Raw genomic sequence first — 14,926 nt, 5'->3', positions numbered from 1 at the left:
CCGCGGCAGCAGCACCGGCGGCAGCCGCGCCCGCACCCGCTTCGGCGGCGTCGGCGCCGCCTTCTTCCAGCGCCAGCTAAGGCCTATCTTCCCCACCATGCGCAAATACTTCATCACCGGTCTGTTGATCCTGGTCCCCCTGGCCATTACCGTCTGGGTGCTCAACCTGATCATCGGCACCATGGACCAGTCGCTGCTGCTGCTGCCGGAAAGCTGGCGGCCGGAAGCCATCGTGGGGTTCCATATCCCCGGCCTGGGCACCATCCTGACACTGCTGATCATCTTCCTGACCGGCCTGGCCGCGCGCAATTTCATCGGACGCCAGATCGTCTCGCTGTGGGAAGGCATCCTGACCCGCATCCCGGTGGTCAAGTCGATCTATTCCAGCGTCAAGCAGGTGTCCGATACGCTGTTCTCGTCGTCCGGCAATGCGTTTCGCAAGGCGGTGCTGATCCAGTACCCGCGCCAGGGCTCGTGGACCATCGCGTTCCTGACCGGCGTGCCCGGTGGCGAGGTGCGCAACCACCTGCATGGCGACTTCATCAGCGTGTATGTCCCGACCACGCCCAACCCGACATCGGGTTTCTTCCTGATGCTGCCGCGGGCCGATTCGATCGAACTCGACATGTCGGTCGACGAGGCGCTGAAGTACATCGTGTCGATGGGGGTCGTGGCCCCCGAAGCGCAGGCCGACAAGAAAATCATCACCGCGTCGGCGGCGCCGCACAATTGACGGGGCGGCCGCGCCCACCGATGCCGGCCAGCCCCGCCTTCGCCTCCATCCCATCGAACCCAACAAGAACTGACAACGGAATCTAGAACCATGTCCCTGCGTACTCAATATTGCGGCCTCACCACCGAGGCACTGCTTGGCCAAACCGTCAGCCTGTGTGGCTGGGTACATCGTCGTCGTGACCACGGTGGCGTCATCTTCATCGACCTGCGCGACCGCGAAGGCCTGGTGCAGGTGGTCTGCGACCCGGACCGCGCCGAGGTATTCAAGAACGCCGAAGCGGTGCGCAACGAGTTCTGCCTGCGTATCACCGGTGTGGTGCGCAACCGTCCGGAAGGTACCACCAACGCCAACCTCAACTCGGGCAAGATCGAGGTCCTGTGCCATGAGCTGGAAGTGTTGAACCCATCGGTGACGCCACCGTTCCAGCTGGACGACGACAGCCTGTCCGAGACCACCCGCCTGACCCATCGCGTGCTCGACCTGCGCCGTCCGCAGATGCAGAACAACCTGCGCCTGCGCTATCGCGTGGCCATGGAAGTGCGCAAGTTCCTGGATGGCCAGGGCTTCATCGACATCGAAACCCCGATGCTGACCAAGTCGACCCCGGAAGGCGCACGTGACTACCTGGTGCCGTCGCGCGTGAACGCCGGCGAATTCTTTGCATTGCCGCAGTCGCCGCAGCTGTTCAAGCAGTTGCTGATGGTGGCCAACTTCGACCGTTACTACCAGATCACCAAGTGCTTCCGCGACGAAGACCTGCGCGCCGATCGCCAGCCCGAGTTCACCCAGATCGACTGCGAGACCTCGTTCATGAACGAGCAGGAAATCCGCGACCTGTTCGAAGGCATGATCCGCCTGGTGTTCAAGAACACGCTCGACATCGACCTGCCCGACCCGTTCCCGGTAATGGACTTCGCCACCGCCATGGGCAAGTACGGTTCGGACAAGCCGGACATGCGCGTCAATCTCGAATTCACCGAACTGACCGACGTCATGAAGGACGTCGATTTCAAGGTCTTCTCGGGTGCTGCCAACAGCGAAGGCGGCCGCGTGGTCGGCTTGCGCGTGCCCGGTGGGGCCGAGATGCCGCGCTCGGAAATCGACGCCTACACCCAGTTCGTGGCCATCTATGGCGCCAAGGGCCTGGCCTACATCAAGGTCAACGAAAAGGCCAAGGGACGTGACGGCCTGCAGTCGCCGATCGTCAAGAACATCCATGATGCGGCCCTGGCAGCGATCATCGAACGCACCGGCGCGCAGGACGGCGACCTGATCTTCTTCGGTGCCGATCGCGCCAAGGTGGTCAACGATGCCATCGGCGCGTTGCGCGTGAAGGTCGGGCACAGCGACTTCGGCAAGAAGAACGGCTTGTTTACCGACCAATGGCGTCCGCTGTGGGTGGTCGACTTCCCGATGTTCGAGTACGACGAGGACAACCAGCGCTGGGTTGCCCTGCACCATCCGTTCACCTCGCCCAAGGATGGTCACGAGGACTTCATCTCGACCAACCCGGCGGCGGCCATCGCCAAGGCCTATGACCTGGTGCTCAACGGTTGGGAGCTGGGTGGCGGCTCGGTCCGTATCCACCGTGCCGAGGTCCAGAGCAAGGTGTTCCGTGCGCTCAAGATCGACGACGAAGAGGCACGCCTGAAGTTCGGCTTCCTGCTCGACGCGTTGCAATACGGCGCGCCACCGCATGGCGGCATCGCCTTCGGCCTGGATCGCCTGGTGACAATGATGGCTGGCGCCGAGTCGATTCGCGACGTGATCGCCTTCCCCAAGACCCAGCGCGCCCAGTGCCTGCTCACGCAAGCACCATCGGCAGTCGACGAGAAGCAACTGCGCGAATTGCACATCCGGTTGCGCAATACCGAGCCAGCGGTCAAGTCCTGACCTTTTGTCGCGCGCGGGGCGCCGGTATTCGGCACGCCGGGCCGCAATAGATAAATGGATGCAAGGGCGCATGCAGCGATGCATGCGCCCTTTTGCTTGCTGCGGGTCCGTCGCGTGCCGGCTCCGAAGCGTTGCCCGCCAGGTCTCGTGCATGGCCCATCGGCGTCAGGACCGGGCTCGACCTGCAGGTCTCTGATTGATGCCGATGGGAGGGCTTACTTCTTGTCGTTGACCATCTTGACGATCCATGCGGTCAGCCCCGCCACGCCTCCTACCGTTGCCACTGTTATTGCGGCACCGATCTGTGTCTTCTGTAGCGAAGTCTTGAGGGCGTCTGCCGCCAGTTTCACTTCATTGTCCAATTGTTTCTGAAGTTCTTGCATGCGGGTGAGCACCACCGAATTGTTCCGCATGTTTTGCGACAGGAGAGTGGTCAGCTCTGCCTGTTTTTCCGCCTGCGATAACTTGAGGCTAGCCACTGCGTCTTCTGCTTGCTTCTTGAAGACTGGAAGCCTGCTCTTCAAGGCCGAAATGCCATTCAGATTCACCCTGGTCAACGGTTTGCTTGGGTTGACCTGTGCCCACTGTGACAGGATGACGCTTTTCTCCTCCGCCACCATGGCCTTCTGCATCTCGACGAGTCGCTGGATTTCACTTGGCGCCAGCTCTTTTTCATAGGCTTCCGACAAGCGTTTGGTATGCCGATTGACGACATCTGCATATTTTTTCTGCTGGCTGGCAATCATTTCATCGACCGTGCTCGCGCCCTTTGGCAAGACCAGGCCGTTTCTTTGCACGTACTCGTCGGTCAGCCAGTCCGGCTTCTTGAGCCAGGCCGGTGCAGCGATCTTTGTCATGCCGTGGCTCTGGATGATTTGCATTGCTTTCGCCAGCTCTTGCGCGGTCGGATCCGGATCGAGATCGGGCCTTGCCGTCTCCGGCGTGGGGGAGCGCGATTGGGACGCGGTCGTCCCCGCGGTCGAGTCGGCCGTCGAAGCGCGTCGCGACGCCGTGGCATTGTCTCTTGTTGCACCATTCGTCATGTCTTGCAACTCGATCTGCTCGGGCGCATGCGATGGGGTGCTGTCCTTGGTGCGCGGCGGGGTCGCAGGCCTTGTGACGGTATCGCCCGCAGTATGTACGAAGCCATCATTGGCAAGCCCGTTGGAGGCGCCATCGGCGCGCACGCCTGACTGGCCGTGACCACCGGGCGCCGCAAGCACCGTGCCCCGCGACGGTCCGGGAAGCCTGGGTGAGCCATTCGGGCTCAACGGATAACCGATCTGGCCATTGATCTTTTGCGGCAGGCGGAAGACCGGCGAACTGCCGGACATGAATGGGCGCCCGTTCAAGGCCGTAACGCCAGTCTGCGTCGCGAGCTTGCCGATGCCCTGTCCGCCCCTCTTTGCCGCCTTGCCTCCAGGCAGGAATTCCAGCGGGGCCATTGCCAATTCGATGGCGACATTGTTCTTCGCTTCGGCCTGCATCTTGCCGCGGCCAAAGACCGCCGCCAAGGTGTCCGGGAAGGGAAGCACCCGACCAAGTGTCATGAGTTTCTGGTTCCAACCCAGGTCGGCATTGGACTTGACATCGAGCTTCATGTCTTGCTGGGCATCCCTGATCAGTGCAGCGGCGCGATTGCGGAACGGATCGCCCTTGATCGGCGCGGCGCCGGCTACTGCTCCCGGCCTGTCATTCGAATAGCCGAAGGGCGCGCCGTGTCCCAGATTGATGGCGTCCTCTATATTAGGAAAACGATTGCCGTTGCCGAGCGAAAATTGCTGTCGGATGAAATCGTCTTTCCACGTCTTGTCCTGCCACTTCTGTTTCATCCAGCGTGAAACGTCGCGCACACTGTCGCCGGTGACGAAGGGTGTATCGGCCCCGGGGAAGTAGCCTACGGTGCGGCCCCTGTTGTTGGCGATCAGCAGCGCGCCGGTGGCCTCTACGCCTTCCACCTGCAGGGGACTGACCGTGATGTTCTTGCCGGGCTTGTTATCGAAAGCATCGCGCACGAGTGCATAGTCGGCATCGTCGAGCGTGCTGCCGTGCGCGGCGTTTGCCTGCTCCAGCGCCGAGGTCCTGGACGCGACCGCTATGTCGTCGGCATGCGCGGAAAAGAAGTCCTGTCGCTGCTTGCTCAATTCTTCGGCAAACCGATTGGGGTGGTTCCGGTTCGACTTCCTGGTGCCAAGGCCTGTCATGTCGCGATACAGGTCGCGCACATCCATCAGGCTGGGCGTGGCCTCGAGCTTGGTGCCGACCAGCCGTGGGTCGGCGGCCGCTGCGGTCATGACGGTCTGGGTTTCGCCCGTGACCGGGTAAAGACCGTACAGCCCCATGCGGGGGGAGAAGTCGAGGTCGCTGGCGCCGTCGGTAAAGTTGTCCGCGAAGAGTTGGCTCAGTGTCGTGACCTTGGCTTCGGAGAGCTCCCTCTTTGCATATTGTCCAGTCTTCCTTCCGGTGAACTCCGCCAGTACGGTCATATCGGGGTTCACGTCGAGGTCATACATGTCCTTCATGTATTGCCGCGCGTAGGTCGCCGCGGACGCCTGCACTGATGGGTACCTGGACTCCAGATAGGACAGTTGTTCGCTGGCCGTTCCGTTCCGGGGGAATCCCTGCGACGTGGGACTGGACGGGGTGGGGCCCGGTACCACGGAGGACGGCGCCAGGGCAGTCAGCTGCTGCGTTACAGTGCGATTGGACGTGCGACCGGAGCTCGTCGGAAGTGCCGTCGAGCCCGGCTTGGCGGGGCTCGCAGCAGCTGTTGCTCGTGTCGTTTCCGATGCGCCAGGTCGCGCCTGCGCCGGCACCGGTGCGGCGGCGCGCTGCGCGATATCGCCGGCCAGCGGAAGGAACGTCGCGCGTGCCACTTCTTCGGTATCGAACATCGTCGCGGCAACGCTCATGTCGAACTTGTCGTCGGCGATCGTCTTTTGCTGCAGCACACGGGCCTGTGCCTGGAACGGCGGTCCGACCAGCGCCGCCGCCGTGTCCATGCCATCGAGCATGCCCGGGCTCATGGTGAGCAGTTGATCGGCCACCCCCTTTTCAGCGACGCCGGTACGGTTGGTCGCATCGTTGCGTGAAAAATGCCGACGCGCGAATTCGTGCGTCCGATAGTGGCCCGCCTGACGGAATTCCCCGGCCATCCAGTCGTGCGCCTGTTGGATGTCATCGAATGCGCGCAATGGATGCGCTTCGCCCGGCATGTGCAAGACGGTCCTGCCGCTGTGATCGGTCACCCGCTGGGCATTGATGGAGTCGTGTTGCCCAATGCGCAATGGATAGACCTTGGCCGCACCGTTGACCGAGCCATCCAGGGCCGACCTGAACATGTCCTCATCGGCCTGGTTGAAGCGCGGTTCACCGGCTTGCGCCTGGAGCGAGCCGTCGGCGATACCTGCCCGTCGCTCGACGGTCCGCTCGATGTCGTCGATGGCCTGGTCGTGGCGGGCCTGGGCGTAGCGCTCCAGGTTGCTGTTGAAGAACGACTCGAGTCGCTGCCGGTGATAGTTGGGGAGGTCATTGGGAGCCCCGGCGCGGGGGTCGTCGGCGATGCCTTTGAGGGCGGCATCCAGGCGCTCCAGCGACAGGGCGGTGGTGGCCACGTCGGGATCGACCTGCTTTCCTCGTTTGGTGACGTGGTTGGTATAGCGGGTCTGGCCCTCGGTCACGAAGCTGCTCTTGTCCAGGTCCGATTTCCTGTAGACACCGTAATGCCTTGCATCCGGATCGAAGGTCCGGCTGGCATACTGGTCGTTCATGAACAGGTCCGTCAGCGGCGTGGTCCGCAACGACGTGGGGTCGTACTGGATCGGTGTGAACCTGGTGGCCGCGCGTGTGGGCTTCAATGGTTCGGCTTGGGTGAAATCGACCAGCACCAGTTCGTTCGCATCCAGTTTTTCCTTGACACGCGGTGCGATCCAGTTCTTGCGCCGCCCCTGGTTGAGATACTCGTTGGCATACTCCGCGGCCGACTGCTTCAGGGTGGGTCGAGCGTCGCTCAGGCGCGACATCGTGACGTCGGGGTCTTCGTTGGAACGGGACACCTCGACCACCTGGTTCTGCTGGATGGCCGGGTTGACCCGATTGGTGCCTCCGGTAGCAAGCGACGGGCGCGCAAGGGCAGCCGTGCTGCTGGTGATCCTGGGGGCATCGGGCTTGGCGACGCGTCTGTCCGCCGGTCTTGTCGAGTCCTGTGCGCCATCGGCTGCGGCTGGACGGGGCTGCACACGGGTACTGGCTGAGCTGGTTTGCATATGAAAGGCCTCCTGGATTTGGACTTGCCTTGACGGAGGCAATGGACCGGGCCTAGTCTGGCCGCGTCGAACGTGGCCGCTAAGCGCCGTGCCAAGGTAGCGACCAGGATGGCGCGAACGTAGTACTTATATGTGACAGTGGCGAGATCGGTGAAAACTAGTTTTTGATCGAGAGCTATCTCGCAATTCCGGCTCGACATCGGCGTCGCCGTGTTGCCAGCCGGATCGCAGCGGCTCGGCTAGAATGGCGGCTTCGCCTCTGCCTGCCTGCAATCGATGACTTCCACCTACAAGATCCCCGAATCGGTCCTGGTCGTGATCCACACCGCCGGGCGCGAGGTATTGCTGATCGAACGGGCCGACCGGCCCGGCTTCTGGCAATCGGTTACCGGCTCGAAGGACACGCCGCACGAGCCCTTGTCAGAGACTGCCCGACGCGAAGTGCAGGAAGAAACCGGCATAACGGTGGCCGACGGCAGCGTAGAATCGACCTGTGACGAAGGACGGGCGCTGCCTGCTACGCACTTGCGCGACTGGCAACTTTCCAACGTCTACGATATTTATCCCGTCTGGCGGCACCGTTATGCGCCCGGCGTAACCCGCAATACCGAACACGTCTTCGGGCTGCTAGTGCCGCGCGACATACCGATCGTGCTGGCGCCACGTGAACATACGCGTTATCAATGGTTGCCCTACCGTGAAGCAGCGGATCGCTGTTTTTCGCCTTCCAACGCAGAAGCGATCCTGCAATTGCCGCGCTTCATGCCGGGCTAGCGCAAGACCAGGCGGCGAGCCGGACAAGAACATCAGAAAGGTTGCTCTCATGAAGCTGCGCGTTGCGACATACAACATCCACAAGGGCGTCACCTCGTTCGGCGGCAGGCCGCGTATCCTGGCCCTCAAGCAGGCACTGGCCCAACTCGATGCCGACATCCTGTTCCTGCAGGAAGTGCAAGGCAGGCACGACCTGAACGCCCTGCGTCACACCTCCAACTGGCCCCAGCAGGGCCAGCACGAATACCTGGCGGGCGAGACCCACCATTCGGCCTATGGCATGAACGCCGTCTATGACCACGGTCATCACGGCAATGCGCTGATCTCGCGCTTTGCCATTGCATCCTTCCGTAACCAGGATGTGTCGGACCATTCGTATGAATCGCGCGGGATCTTGCACTGCGTGGTGCCGGTCGATGGTGTCGAGGTGCATTGCTACGTGGTCCACCTGGGCCTGTTCGCCGGCGGTCGGCGACGCCAGACGGCGGCGCTGATCGAGGCCGTGCGCTCGTCCTCGCCGCCGGATGCGCCATTGATCATCGCCGGCGACTTCAACGACTGGACCAACCAGCTCAGCAAGATGCTGTACCAACGCATCGGCGTGCAGGAGGTGTTCGACCAGCCGGTGACCAAGGGGCTGATGAATGGGCTGCGCCGGCTGGGTGGCCTGTCCACCCCGATCCGGCCTGCCCGTACCTTCCCCGCGATGTTGCCGTGGCTGCGGCTGGACCGTATCTACCTGCGCGGCTTCAAGGTCCACAAGGCCGAGGTGCTCAGCGAAGGGCCGTGGGCGCGGTTGTCCGATCACGCCCCCATCGTCAGCGAGCTGCAGTTGGCATAGACTGCGGCTGTTACCGATACGACGCATCCCGACTGTCTTCCAGTCCAATCAAAAGTCATGCATGCGCCACACCAATTTCACCGATGGCAATGAGATCGTGCTGCTCCATAGCGGCGCGGCCTACTATCCCGCGCTGATCGCCGCCATCGAGGCCGCACGCGTGGAGATCTACCTCGAAACCTATATCTTTGCCATCGACGATACCGGCGTGCTGGTCCGCGATGCCCTGCAGCGCGCCGTCCTGCGCGGTGTGGTGGTCTATGTCATCACTGACTGGACCGGCACCGGGCGCGCCCACAGCGCGCAGTTGAAGCAATTCTTCGCCGCCGCCGGCGTGCAGCACCGTTCGTTCAACCCCTGGTTCCGGCGCGGCGTGGCACGCAGCCATCGCAAGCTGTGCGTGGTAGATCGCCAGGTGGCCTTCGTCGGCGGGCTCAACATCAATGACGATTTCATTTCCGACAGTGGCCACGCGATCCCGCTGCCGGCGCCGCGGTGGGACTTTGCCGTGCGTATCACCGGCAACCTGGTGCATGAGATCTATCGCGAGATGGAAGCGCAATGGTTGCGCGTGGGGCACATGAAGCTCAAGGCGCGCTGGGAGAATTTCAAGCGGCTGCGCCATGGACTGACCCTTCCGGTGCATCAAGGCGCGCAGGCGGCGCTGGTGGTGCGCGACAACTTTCGCAACCGGCGCACCATCCAGCGCGTCTATCTGCAGGCGCTGGGGCGCGCGCGAGAGAGCGCCTTCCTGGCCAACCCCTATTTCGCTCCCGGGCGCAAGATGCGGCGTGCGCTGGAGCAGGCAGCCCAGCGCGGCGTGCGGGTGACCTTGTTGCTGGGGGTGGGGCAGTTCGCGATGCAGGATGCGGTGGCACATTATTTCTACCCCAAGCTGCTGGGCGCCGGGGTGCGCATCATCGAATACACCAAGACCCAGCTGCATGCCAAGGTGGCGGTAGTGGACGACCACTGGTCCACGGTCGGCTCCAGCAATGTCGACGGGCTCTCGTTGTTCGTCAACCAGGAAGCCAATGTGGTGATCCAGGACACCGCCTTCGCCCAATACCTGCGCCAGGAAATCGAAGCCGGCGCGGCCCAGGGACGGGTGGTGCACCTGTCCGATTTTGCCCATGTACCCTGGTACCGTCGAGCCGGCTACGGCGCCGCCTTCCTGCTGTATCGCACGGTAATCCATGTCATCACCCTGGGCCGCAGCGCCTGAGCACGATACCGAAAATTCACGATATCGCTATTCATGATGAAATGGACTAAGATGGCCGTCCGGGTTTCCGATGGAAGGCTTGGCAACGGTCTTCCTGACTATCAATAAAGGAGCGAATTATGGATGATGTCGTCATCGTGGCAGCACAGCGCACTGCCATTGGCAAGTTCGGTGGTTCTCTGGCAAAGATTGCTGCGTCCGACCTCGGTGCGCAGGTCATCAAGGCCCTGCTGGCCAAGACCGGCATCAAGCCCGAGGCCATCAGCGAAGTCATCCTGGGCCAGGTGCTGACCGCAGGCGTGGGCCAGAACCCGGCCCGCCAGGCGGTGATCCGCTCCGGCCTGCCCGACATGGTGCCAGCCTTCGTGGTGGGCAAGGTGTGCGGCAGCGGCCTGAAGGCGGTGCAACTGGCAGCGCAGGCGATTCGCTGTGGCGATGCCCAGATCGTCATCGCCGGTGGCCAGGAAAACATGAGCGCCTCGCCGCACGTGCTCAACAACTCGCGCGACGGCTTTCGCATGGGCGACGCCAAGCTGACCGATACCATGATCGTCGACGGCCTGTGGGACGTCTACAACCAATATCACATGGGCATCACCGCCGAGAACGTGGCAAAGAAGTTCGATATCTCGCGCGAAGAACAGGACGCCTTTGCCGCGGCTTCGCAGAACAAGGCCGAGGCTGCGCAAAAGGCCGGTCGTTTCAAGGATGAGATCATCCCCATCGAGATCAAGGGCAAGAAGGAAACCGTGGTCTTCGACACCGACGAGTTCGTCAAGCACGGCGTCACGGCCGAGTCGCTGGGCGCGTTGCGCCCGGCCTTCGACAAGGCCGGCACGGTCACCGCCGGCAACGCCTCCGGCATCAACGATGGCGCCGCCGCCGTGGTGGTCACGTCGGCCAGGCTGGCTGCCGAACTGGGCCTGCCGGTGCTGGCCAGGATCAAGTCGTATTCGTCGGCCGGCCTCGATCCGAGCATCATGGGCATGGGGCCGGTGCCGGCGTCGCAACTGACCTTGAAGAAGGCCGGCTGGACCCCGCAGGACCTGGACCTGATGGAAATCAACGAAGCCTTTGCCGCGCAGGCCATTGCGGTGAACAAGCAGATGGGCTGGGACACCAGCAAGATCAACGTCAACGGTGGTGCCATCGCGCTGGGTCACCCGATCGGCGCCTCCGGGGCGCGCGTGCTGGTGTCGCTGATCCACGAGATGGTACGACGCGACGCCAAGCGCGGCCTGGCCAGCCTGTGTATCGGCGGTGGCATGGGCGTGGCGCTGGCCCTGGAGCGCTGATCCGGATCATGGGTTGAGCCGGGGAACGCCGCCGATCTTCCGTTGCGTCGATAGGCAACGATGGCGATGAACGGGCGCTTGCAGCGCGATATGCATGTCGCGCCGCAAGCGCCTTTTTCTTCGTCCGGCCCAGCCATCGTCCCTGATGGGCACCCGATCGGGCAGCGCGTCGATATCGCTGCCGATACCGTTGTCATCCGGACCGGGCGCGCTATTTCATATCGGAAAAGGCACGGCAAGCGAGAAGTCCAGGTTGTTCCTTGCCAATCCGTATGCACTTGACGCATATGCCGCCGAGACGCTGATTGCGCCGGTCAGCTCATTGATGCCGGGCACGCCGTAGCTGCGCTTGCCATGGTTGGCGCCGACCAGCGCCACCCAGGGCAAGTGGCCATTGGCCATCTGTTCGGCTCGAATGATATTGAACGCGGAATAGTTCATGGTCGTCATCCGGACGCCGCCATCGTAGACGGCACCGGGCGATATCCAGGCCGCAAGCGAATCCAGCGCCACGATCTTCATGCCTTTTTCATGCGCCCGGGTCACCAGGTCGATCATGGCATGGTCGGCGTTACCCTTTGTCAGCTGGTCGCGCAGCTTGTCCGATATTTCCCCCGTCAGGTTGAAATTGCGCAATTCCGCTGGCGCATCGTCCCGTAGCAGCGCTTCGAGATAAAGTGTCTTCACGCCCCTGGCGTGCAGATCGTCGATCCGGGCGGTGAGCGCGCTGCGCGCCGCGGCATTGGTATGGTCTTCGCCAAAGATCACGCCATTGCCCAGCGGCGTGTTCCTGTTGGCCAGCGCGCGCTTGAGCACCTGATCGTTGAATTCGGGGTTGGGCGGTGGATAGGGATATCGCGACGTGCCATCCAGCCAGGCCTGCGACACGGTTACAGGCTCCGGACGTGAAGCGCGCTCCGGCACCGGGTGCTGGCGAAAGAAGGCTTGCGCATCCTGGTATAGCTGGCTGCTCTTCTGCGTGAACAGTTCCTTGCTGGGCACGCTGAGCGCATCCCAATGATAGTAGGGATTGCCGATCTGCCGGATTTCCGGGTTCGTTATATCGTATCTGGCGACCGTCGCCATGAGCTCCTGGCGCCACATCGGTGACGGATTGACCCGATTCGGGCTCAAGGGATAGCCGATTTGCCCGTTGACCCGCTGGGGCGCCCGGAAGAAAGGCAAGGGCCCCGCATCGGGGGCGCCCGCCCTGGCGCTGTGCTTGAGCGCCGGCATGGCTGCCGCCTCCGAGGGTGCGGCCGCTGCCTTGAGCGTGCCCTTGAACGCGCCTGCCACGCCTTTGGCCCCTGCCTTGGCCACTGCACCCAGGCCATCGAGCACAGGCCCGGTTGCCACGTCCAGCCCCAGCGATACCAGCCCTTCGGTGCGTTCGCTGCCCTTGCCGATGGCAATCGCTGCGGCCGCCCCGATGAACGGCACCAGCCGCATCGAATGGATCAGCATCGAGTTGTTCAGGTCGGCGTTGCTGTTCATGATGAACCTGGCATCCTCCACATCCTTGGCCGCGCGGGCGTCGGTGAGCGCTTCGAAGGGATTGCCGCTGAGCTTGGGGCCGAATTCCATGCCGCTTGCCGAGAACAGGTTGAGCGCATCGCCGATGACGTCGGGACTGGCGAGCAGGCCTTGCCGGTTGCCGGCGTCGTTAGCCGAGAAATGGGCCTGGGTGAAGCGCTTGAGCCAGTCGATGTCCTGCGACTTGTCGCTGACCCAGTCCTGGGCCGAGGACAGGCTGTCGAAGGCCTGGAACGCCTTGTCCTCGCCCGGGGTGTAGAGCACCGTGCGCCCGTTCTTGCGGTCGCTCCACAGGAAGCTGTCATGCGAGGTGAACGTGCCCAGCTGCAGCTGGCGAATGTCCAGGTGCGGCAGCGAGGTGCCGGCAAAGGCGCGATGCCCATCCTTCCAGTCCGAGAGCGTGATCTCCTGGTTGAAGTAGGCCCGGTCCAGATGCACATGGGCCAGCTCGGTCTGGGCCTGGATGAAAGGCGTGCGCTGGCGGGTCCAGAATCGCGCGAGCTCCTGCTGGAACTGCTGCGGGAACCGGTTGCCGTCGCTGCTCTTCATGTAGCCGTACAGTTCGGCCGCACTGATGCGGCTGGGTCGGATCGAGGGCTCTACCTGCTGATCCGGATGCAGATCGTAGCCGGGCGCAGGGATGAGGGCGTCAGCGGTCTTGAGATCGTCGTCGGTATAGATTCCTAAATGGCGCTGCCGCAAATTCCTGAGCAGGTGGGCGGTATTGCCGTCGAAGTTGCGCACGAACAGCTCCGTGAGCGAACGCTCCTCCTGGACCTGGTTGGCCACCGGCCGGCGATAGCTGGTATCGGTGCCTGGGCCGACATACCTGGGATGCATGGGCAGCAGCACCAGCTTGGTGGTGTCCGGATCGAGCACCTGGTTGAAACGATGGGCGATGAAGTCGCGCGCATAGTCGCGCGCCGACTGATGCATCGAGGGATAGTCGGCAAAGACGCGGGTGAAAGCCCCCGAAAGGTAATCGGCCAGCGCCGCGTCGCTGGCCTTGGCTTGTGTTGCAGGCGTCGGCGCGGCAGGGGCGGCCAGGACGGTGCTGGCGCTGGCGCGGGCGCGGCCGGCGCGTACTGCCGGTGCGGCCGGCTGGTGTGCGCCAGGGCGGGCAGCGGCACGTTCGTCGGAAGAGAGGGGCGGCTGCGCATGTGGCGTCGGGAGACGGCCGCTTGGCGAGATTGTCTGCATGGAACGGGTCCTTGGGCGGGTGGAGACATGACGATGCTATGTGGCGCCCGGTCCGCGATGTGCTACATGTTCATTATTTGCATCTCGACATCGCCGGCCTGGCGTAAGCACATCGCGGGCCATCTGCCGTAGAATTTCCGCTGGCCCTTTTTTTGCAGAGATCCGTCCATGACCGACACCACCCGCATCGATAAATGGTGCTGGGCCGCGCGCTTCTTCAAGACCCGCTCGCTGGCCACCGACGCCATCGAGCGCGGCCGCGTCAAGCTCAACGGCGAGCGCACCAAGCCAGCCCACAGTGTCAAGCCGGGCGACCTGCTGCAGATCGACAATGGCGCCACCGAATGGCAGGTGCATGTCACCGGCATTGCCGATAAACGTGGCTCGGCCGCGATTGCCGCCACGCTCTATGCCGAGACCGAGGACAGCCTGCAGCGCCGCCAGGCCGGTGCCGAGCAGCAGCGCCTGTTTCGCGAACCGGCATCCCGGATCAAGGGCCGGCCGACCAAGCGCGACCGGCGCCTGCTGGATCGCTCGTCGCAATGAATGGCCGCGCCATTGGGCGTTGTAAGATAACGGCAGATCTCCGGCCACTCTCCTGACAGAAGGTACGAATGTCCCAGGCAGCCCTGTTCCTGCAAGCGATCCGCAAGGAGTGCCCGCCCGGCGCATGCAAGTGCCAGCGCGAGCAGTTGCTGGACGACCTGGCCGCGCCCGCGGCGCGGGTGTTGATGCTGACCCGCGAGGAAGAAAAACGCCTGATCGAGCGCATCGCCCGGATCGACTCCTTCGAAGACCTGCAGCGGGTCGGCATGCTGATGCAGCGCAACCTGGGCATCGTGCTGCAGATCGTGCCCGTCGCACGCGAGGTGCGCACCGTGCGCGGACTGCAGATTCGCCTGCTGGACCAGCCCGGCCTGTGCCACAAGACACGCCAGACCATTCCCGCGGCCATCCGCAAGCGCCTCGAGGAAACCCCGACCATCGTCTATGCGCTGCTGGACGCCCACGACCTGTTGGGCATCGCCGCGCCCGGCGCCGACTGAGGTCTTGCCACCCGGCAAGCGGCCGGCCGTTGCCCACCGAATTTCGTTTGACATTTGGGTGGCGATGAATAATAGTACGATCGTTCGAATATATTCAGTGCGCTGAAAAACGCCGGCA

General features: G+C 63.2%; 10 protein-coding genes. 8 read left to right on the top strand and 2 right to left on the bottom strand.

Annotation, left to right across the window (positions count from 1 at the left end; all coding sequences use genetic code 11):
* Positions 1-97 precede the first annotated feature (97 nt).
* Positions 98-733 (top strand): DUF502 domain-containing protein, encoded by a 636-nt coding sequence (locus tag PMI40_RS21550; RefSeq protein WP_040502645.1) that lies wholly within the window; start codon positions 98-100, stop codon positions 731-733.
* Between the two features lie 90 nt (positions 734-823).
* Entirely contained in the window at positions 824-2,629 is a 1,806-nt protein-coding gene (aspS, locus tag PMI40_RS21545) for an aspartate--tRNA ligase (protein ID WP_008119863.1), read from the top strand.
* A gap of 215 nt (positions 2,630-2,844) precedes the next feature.
* On the opposite strand, the gene PMI40_RS21540 is transcribed toward aspS, so the two are convergent.
* Positions 2,845-6,894, bottom strand: a complete 4,050-nt coding sequence (locus PMI40_RS21540) for a dermonecrotic toxin domain-containing protein (RefSeq protein WP_008119862.1) — start codon at positions 6,892-6,894, stop codon at positions 2,845-2,847.
* Between the two features lie 276 nt (positions 6,895-7,170).
* Here PMI40_RS21540 and nudB point away from each other — a divergent pair, with 276 nt between their 5' ends.
* The 4 genes from nudB (at position 7,171) to PMI40_RS21520 (ending at position 11,029) form a co-directional block, all read left to right on the top strand.
* Positions 7,171-7,668 carry a dihydroneopterin triphosphate diphosphatase gene (gene nudB, locus PMI40_RS21535; protein ID WP_008119861.1) on the top strand — a complete coding sequence of 166 codons (498 nt, stop codon included), beginning with the start codon at positions 7,171-7,173 and terminating at the stop codon, positions 7,666-7,668.
* A 49-nt stretch (positions 7,669-7,717) separates the two neighbouring features.
* Positions 7,718-8,509 (top strand): endonuclease/exonuclease/phosphatase family protein, encoded by a 792-nt coding sequence (locus PMI40_RS21530; protein WP_008119860.1) that lies wholly within the window; start codon positions 7,718-7,720, stop codon positions 8,507-8,509.
* Positions 8,510-8,570: 61 nt separating this feature from the next.
* Entirely contained in the window at positions 8,571-9,734 is a 1,164-nt protein-coding gene (locus tag PMI40_RS21525) for a phosphatidylserine/phosphatidylglycerophosphate/cardiolipin synthase family protein (protein ID WP_008119859.1), read from the top strand.
* Positions 9,735-9,853: 119 nt separating this feature from the next.
* On the top strand, positions 9,854-11,029 hold the full coding sequence (locus tag PMI40_RS21520; RefSeq protein ID WP_008119856.1) for an acetyl-CoA C-acetyltransferase: 1,176 nt from the start codon (positions 9,854-9,856) through the stop codon (positions 11,027-11,029).
* A 216-nt stretch (positions 11,030-11,245) separates the two neighbouring features.
* On the opposite strand, the gene PMI40_RS21515 is transcribed toward PMI40_RS21520, so the two are convergent.
* The gene (locus tag PMI40_RS21515) at positions 11,246-13,762 is read right to left on the bottom strand and encodes a membrane-targeted effector domain-containing toxin (protein WP_008119852.1); all 2,517 of its coding nucleotides are present in this window, start codon (positions 13,760-13,762) and stop codon (positions 11,246-11,248) included.
* A gap of 168 nt (positions 13,763-13,930) precedes the next feature.
* Between PMI40_RS21515 and PMI40_RS21510 the strand changes: the two genes are divergently transcribed.
* Both PMI40_RS21510 and PMI40_RS21505 read left to right on the top strand, forming a co-directional pair.
* Positions 13,931-14,308, top strand: coding sequence for an RNA-binding S4 domain-containing protein (locus PMI40_RS21510; protein WP_008119850.1), 378 nt, complete (start codon positions 13,931-13,933; stop codon positions 14,306-14,308).
* Between the two features lie 68 nt (positions 14,309-14,376).
* A complete protein-coding gene (locus PMI40_RS21505; RefSeq protein ID WP_008119848.1) occupies positions 14,377-14,808 on the top strand; it encodes a hypothetical protein in 432 nt (143 codons plus the stop codon).
* Positions 14,809-14,926: the final 118 nt, after the last annotated feature.

This window comes from Herbaspirillum sp. YR522, from assembly GCF_000282575.1.
GTDB lineage: Bacteria > Pseudomonadota > Gammaproteobacteria > Burkholderiales > Burkholderiaceae_D > Herbaspirillum.
Note: the sequence above shows the minus strand (reverse complement) of the source record. Positions and strands in the feature narration are given on the sequence as shown.

Bases quoted from the DNA above. Each gene is read 5' to 3' on its own strand.
- PMI40_RS21550 (WP_040502645.1), top strand. From the start codon at position 98: ATGCGCAAATACTTCATCACCGGTCTGTTGATCCTGGTCCCCCTGGCC.
- aspS (WP_008119863.1), top strand. From the start codon at position 824: ATGTCCCTGCGTACTCAATATTGCGGCCTCACCACCGAGGCACTGCTT.
- PMI40_RS21540 (WP_008119862.1), bottom strand. From the start codon at position 6,894: ATGCAAACCAGCTCAGCCAGTACCCGTGTGCAGCCCCGTCCAGCCGCA.
- nudB (WP_008119861.1), top strand. From the start codon at position 7,171: ATGACTTCCACCTACAAGATCCCCGAATCGGTCCTGGTCGTGATCCAC.
- PMI40_RS21530 (WP_008119860.1), top strand. From the start codon at position 7,718: ATGAAGCTGCGCGTTGCGACATACAACATCCACAAGGGCGTCACCTCG.
- PMI40_RS21525 (WP_008119859.1), top strand. From the start codon at position 8,571: ATGCGCCACACCAATTTCACCGATGGCAATGAGATCGTGCTGCTCCAT.
- PMI40_RS21520 (WP_008119856.1), top strand. From the start codon at position 9,854: ATGGATGATGTCGTCATCGTGGCAGCACAGCGCACTGCCATTGGCAAG.
- PMI40_RS21515 (WP_008119852.1), bottom strand. From the start codon at position 13,762: ATGCAGACAATCTCGCCAAGCGGCCGTCTCCCGACGCCACATGCGCAG.
- PMI40_RS21510 (WP_008119850.1), top strand. From the start codon at position 13,931: ATGACCGACACCACCCGCATCGATAAATGGTGCTGGGCCGCGCGCTTC.
- PMI40_RS21505 (WP_008119848.1), top strand. From the start codon at position 14,377: ATGTCCCAGGCAGCCCTGTTCCTGCAAGCGATCCGCAAGGAGTGCCCG.